Origin of the sequence: Falsiroseomonas oryziterrae, from assembly GCF_021864505.1 — a bacterium.
GTDB lineage: Bacteria > Pseudomonadota > Alphaproteobacteria > Acetobacterales > Acetobacteraceae > Falsiroseomonas > Falsiroseomonas oryziterrae.
Genome location: NZ_JAKJIB010000318.1, coordinates 1 through 4794, shown reverse-complemented (window position 1 = coordinate 4794; position 4794 = coordinate 1). Strand labels below are relative to the sequence as shown.

At 73.3% G+C, this 4794-nt stretch carries 5 protein-coding genes; 3 read left to right on the top strand and 2 right to left on the bottom strand.

Translation table 11 applies throughout. The features are described from left to right. Positions 1-1240: rhodanese-like domain-containing protein (locus L2I40_RS19165; protein ID WP_237216786.1), on the bottom strand; the 1240-nt coding region annotated here is incomplete at its 3' end. Between the two features lie 4 nt (positions 1241-1244). Beyond that, positions 1245-1859: a cysteine dioxygenase family protein gene (locus tag L2I40_RS19160; RefSeq protein WP_237216785.1), complete on the bottom strand. Its 615-nt coding sequence runs from the start codon at positions 1857-1859 to the stop codon at positions 1245-1247. 79 nt (positions 1860-1938) lie between these two features. Here L2I40_RS19160 and L2I40_RS19155 point away from each other — a divergent pair, with 79 nt between their 5' ends. From L2I40_RS19155 to radC, 3 genes are all read left to right on the top strand, one after another. Beyond that, positions 1939-2847 (top strand): methyltransferase domain-containing protein, encoded by a 909-nt coding sequence (locus tag L2I40_RS19155; protein WP_237216787.1) that lies wholly within the window; start codon positions 1939-1941, stop codon positions 2845-2847. A gap of 95 nt (positions 2848-2942) precedes the next feature. Further along, positions 2943-3749, top strand: coding sequence for a type I methionyl aminopeptidase (gene map / locus L2I40_RS19150; RefSeq protein WP_237216784.1), 807 nt, complete (start codon positions 2943-2945; stop codon positions 3747-3749). Positions 3750-3819: 70 nt separating this feature from the next. Further along, the gene (radC, locus tag L2I40_RS19145) at positions 3820-4581 is read left to right on the top strand and encodes a RadC family protein (RefSeq protein WP_237216783.1); all 762 of its coding nucleotides are present in this window, start codon (positions 3820-3822) and stop codon (positions 4579-4581) included. Positions 4582-4794: the final 213 nt, after the last annotated feature.

Genomic DNA, 4794 nt, shown 5'->3' with positions numbered 1-4794 from the left:
CGAGGCGCGTGCGCACGCCCCAGACGGCGCCGGGGATGTGGCCGGCCCGGAAGGCGATGGAGCGCTGGAGGTCCACGACGCTGGCGCCGCCCTCGCCCAGCAGCGCGGCAAGCTCCGGCGCCGTCACGCGCGGCGTGCCGCGTGGCAGCGTCGGCGGCAGGCCGGTCTCGAGCCGTCCGTCGAGCCCGCCTTCGAGGACGTAGACGTCCCAGCCACCGAGCTGCCGCAGCCAGCCGGCCGTCATGTTCGCCCGCGTCGTGGTGTCGTCCACCAGCACGATGCGGGCGTTGCGCACCGCGACCCAGGCATCGGTGGCCTGGACCAGCTGGCCGCCGGGCGCGTGGCGCGATCCGACGAGGTGCCCTTCGGAGAACTCCGCCGCGTCGCGCACGTCGAGCAGGTAGAGGCTGCGCGACGCATCCGCCCGCATCGCCTCCAGACCGGCGCGGTCGAGGCGCTTGACGCCGTGGCGGTCGGCGAAGGCGCGCGCGCGGGCCGCGCTCGCTTCGACATCGGCAGGCGTGCCCGGTTCGTAGCTCGCGCTCCGCCCGGTGTCGCAGCGCAGCCCGGCCAGCTCCCAGCCCATGGTGCCGTTGCGCAGCGCGACGACGCGGTTGCCGAGCCCCGCCTGGCGAAGGCTCTCGGCGCCCATGATGGAGCGCGTGCGGCCGGCGCAGTTCACCACCACGGTGGTGGACGGGCGCGCGACCATCGAGGGCACGCGATAGGCGAGCTCGCCGCCCGGCACGCTGATGCCGCCGGGGATCGACATGTTGCGGAACTCGGCCGGCGTGCGGCTGTCCACGATCAGCAGGTCCTCGCCGCGCGCCTGCATGGCGGCGAGCTCCTCGGCGCTGACCGAGGGCGTGCCGTAGTGGTGCTCCACCCATTCGCCGAAGGCCTTGGAGGGCACGTTCACGCCGGAGAAGACCTCGTAGCCGGCCGCCTTCCAGGCGGGCGTGCCGCCTTCCAGCACATGCACGTCGGTGCAGCCGAGGCTGCGCAGCACGTCCGCGAGGCGATCGGCGAGGCCCTCGCCGCCATCGGTGCAGACCACGCGCACGGAGCGTCGCGGCAGCAGCAGCGGTGCGCGGATCTCCGCCTGGCTCAGCGGGCAGGGCACGGCCCAGAAGAGGTGGGACGCGCCGAACTCGCCTTCCTCCCGCGCGTCGAGGATCGCGAGCTCGCCGCCGTCGCGCAGCCAGCCCTTCAGGACCTGGGCGGTGACCTTGGCCGCCATCGCGCTACGCCTTCGCCTGCGACGTCGGCTTCATGAAGTTCTTGTTGTAGGCGGTGACGGTCCCCGTCGCCGGGTCATAGGCCTTGCGGTCGTCGAGCTTCTCGAGCGCGAGCCCATACATGTGCAGGTGCCGCGTCGGGCGCGTGCCGGTGGTGTGGATGGAGTGGATGTCCTCCGGCATCAGGCAGATCCCCCGCCCGGGCTCCACCATCACCTCCTCGCGCACGCGGAGCTCGCAGCGACCCGGGTCGGAGCCGTCGTCGGTGCGCTCATAGACCTTGTTCAGCTCCTGCCCGTCCACCGCGACGACGACGGCCCAGGTGGTGTGGTCGTGCGGCTTGGTCTCGTTCCCCGGGTTCAGCGCGTTCATGTAGAGCGCGAAGCGGTGGCCCGGATCCTCCTGCAGCAGGTAGCGGTTCGATCCCTTCTCGCCATTCGCCGGCGGCGGGAAGGTGGCCGAAGGGAACAGGTGCTCCTGCGCGGCGAGCGCCAGCAACTCCGCGCGGATCTTCTCGAGCGCGGGGCGGGTGACCCCCTCGGCGGCCTCGATGGCGCGGATGCGGTCCACGGTGGCGGCGACGGCCGCGGCGCGGGCGGCGGAGACGTCGGTGGCGTTCATGGCTGGCCTTCCTCGGACGGTGGTTGGCGGCAGCCTACGCCTGCTTGCGGCGGGGGCGAAGCCGCCGCATCTGGCGCGGATGGATAGACATGGCCCCCGCGTCGCCGACGCGATGCAGGTCTTCGACCGGGCCCTGGTGCGCCGCCGGCGCGACCGGGCGGCGGCGACGGTGGGACGGGTGGCGCCGATCCTTGAGGATTGCGCCGACCGGCTGCTTGACCGGCTGGACGACACCACGCGCCGCTTCGCCCGTGCGCTCGACCTCGGCGGGCGGGGCGTGGTGGCGCCTCGGCTCGCCGCGCGCGGCATTCCCTTCGTCGTCTCGGCCGACCTGTCGCCGGCGATGGCGGCCGGCGCCGGCGGCCTGCCGGTGGCGGCGGACGAGGAGGTCCTGCCCTTCGCGCCGGTGTCCTTCGACCTGGTGGTCGCCTCGCTCTCGTTGCATTGGGTGAACGACCTGCCGGGGGCGCTGATCCAGATCCGCCGGGCGCTGGCGCCGGACGGGCTGTTCCTCGCCTCCCTGCCCGGCCTCGGCACGCTCCAGCCGCTGCGGGAGGCGCTGGCCGAGGTCGAGACGGCGCTGCGCGGCGGGGTCTCCCCCCGCGTCTCCCCCTTCCCCGAGTTGCGCGACGCGGCGGGCCTGCTGCAGCGCGCCGGCTTCGCCCTGCCGGTCGCCGACCATGAGGAGGTGCCGATCGCCTATCGCAGCGCGCTCGGCCTCTTCGCCGACCTGCGGGCGGCCGGGGAGACCAATGCGGTGCTGGCCGCCGACCGGCGGATCCCGCCGCGCGCCCTTCTGCCCGCCGCCGCGGCCGCGCTGCCGCAGGGGCCGGAGGGGATCGCGCCGGGGCTGCGGCTGATCGTGCTGACCGGCTGGGCGCCGCATGAAAGCCAGCAGAAGCCCGCCCGGCCGGGCAGCGCGACCCATCGGCTGGCGGACGCGCTCGGCACGGTCGAGCGGAAGGCAGGGGACAAGGCCGGGCGCTGATCCGCGCCGGCGACAACGCAGCCTTGCCTTGCAACCCCCCGGTCGGGCGCGCATCTTGCGCCGCGAGCCAAGCGCAAGCGGACCACTCCGACATCATGGAACAGCAAGGCGGCGAATCGCGCCGCATCACCCTCCACCGCCCCGAGGATTTCGAGGGCATGCGCCGCGCCGGCCGGCTCGCGGCCGAGACGCTCGACATGATCACGCCGCATGTGAAGCCGGGCGTCACGACCGAGCAGATCGACCGGGTGATCCACGACTTCGTGGTGGCCAACGGCGCGACACCTGCGACGCTGGGCTACCGCGGCTACACCAAGTCGTCCTGCACCTCGATCAACCACGTGGTCTGCCACGGCATCCCCGGCGAGCGCGTGCTGGCCGACGGCGACATCATCAACATCGACGTCACCGTCATCCTCGACGGATGGCACGGCGACAACAGCCGCATGTACGCGGCCGGCCAGCCCTCCACCAAGGCTCGGCTGCTGATGGACGTGACCTACGAGGCGATGATGCGCGGCATCGCCGCGATCCGCCCCGGCGCCACGCTCGGCGATGTCGGCCACGCCATCCAGGCCTTCGCGGAAAAGCACCGCTTCTCCGTCGTGCGGGACTTCTGCGGCCACGGCCTCGGGCGGCGTTTCCACGAGCCGCCGAACGTGCTGCATTTCGGGCGCCCCGGCGAAGGGCCGGTGCTGCGCCCCGGGATGTTCTTCACCGTGGAGCCGATGGTGAATGCCGGCCGGCCGGAGGTGAAGATCCTCGATGATGGCTGGACCGCCGTCACGCGTGACCGCAGCCTTTCGGCGCAGTTCGAGCACACCGTCGGCGTCACCGAGGAGGGGGTGGAGATCTTCACCGTCTCCCCCGCCGGGCTGCACCGCCCGCCCTACAACGGCTGACGCGGCGGCCGCACCGCCATCACCTTTCGGTTGAATGTCGGGGGCGGATCGTAGCACGCTGCGATCCGCGATGGCCCGCCGACCGCACCTGGCCGAAGCCGGGCCGACCCTGCTGGATCTCCCGGAGGACGCGCCGCCCGACGCGTCTCCCGACGCCCCTCCCCCTGGCCATCTCGGCCACCGGGAGCGGCTGCGCCAGAAGCTGCTGACGGCCGGGCCGGAGGCGCTGGCCGACTACGAACTGCTCGAGGTGCTGCTCTTCTTCGCCGTGCTGCGCGCCGACACCAAACCGATCGCGCGCGCCCTGGTCGAGCGCTTCGGCAGCTTCGGCAACGTGCTGGCCGCGCATCCGAACGACCTCCGCGCGGTGAAGGGCGTCGGCGATTCCGCCGTCGCCGTCATCAAGGCGGCGCAGGCCGCGGCGCTGCGGCTGCTGCGCGAGGAGGTGCGCGAGCAGCCGGTGCTGAACAACTGGGACCGGCTGACCGCCTATCTGACCGCCGCCCTGTCGCGGGAGGCGGTGGAGCAGTTCCGCGTGCTGTTCCTCGACACCCGCAACCGCCTGATCGCCGACGAGGCCCAGGCACGCGGCACGGTGAACCACACGCCGGTCTATCCGCGGGAGGTGGTGAAGCGGGCGCTCGAGCTCGGCGCCACCGCATTGATCCTGGTGCACAACCACCCCTCCGGCGACCCGACGCCGTCGCGGGCCGACATCGAGGTGACGGCGGAGGTGAAGGCCGCGGCCGCCGCGCTCGGCATCGCCCTGCATGACCACCTGATCATCGGCAACGGGCGCCAGACCTCGTTCCGGCGCGAAGGCCTCCTGTGACGTGGCACGGCGATGGACTGGCGCGCGCGATCTCGGCATCTTGACCGGATGCGCGGATCCCTCGGACTGACAGTGCTCGCGGCGGGGCTCGCCGCCTCGGGCCTTGCACTCGCCCAGGCGCTCCCGGGCAAGCCGGCGCCGTCGGGCGGCGCCGGACCGCAGCCGGCCCCGATGTCCTTCCCGCCGCTGCCCACCGCCAAGCCGCCGCCGCTG

Excerpts from the sequence above, each read along its gene's own strand:
- radC (WP_237216783.1), top strand. The coding sequence starts at position 3,820 with ATGGCCCGCCGACCGCACCTGGCCGAAGCCGGGCCGACCCTGCTGGAT.
- map (WP_237216784.1), top strand. The coding sequence starts at position 2,943 with ATGGAACAGCAAGGCGGCGAATCGCGCCGCATCACCCTCCACCGCCCC.
- L2I40_RS19155 (WP_237216787.1), top strand. The coding sequence starts at position 1,939 with ATGGATAGACATGGCCCCCGCGTCGCCGACGCGATGCAGGTCTTCGAC.
- L2I40_RS19160 (WP_237216785.1), bottom strand. The coding sequence starts at position 1,859 with ATGAACGCCACCGACGTCTCCGCCGCCCGCGCCGCGGCCGTCGCCGCC.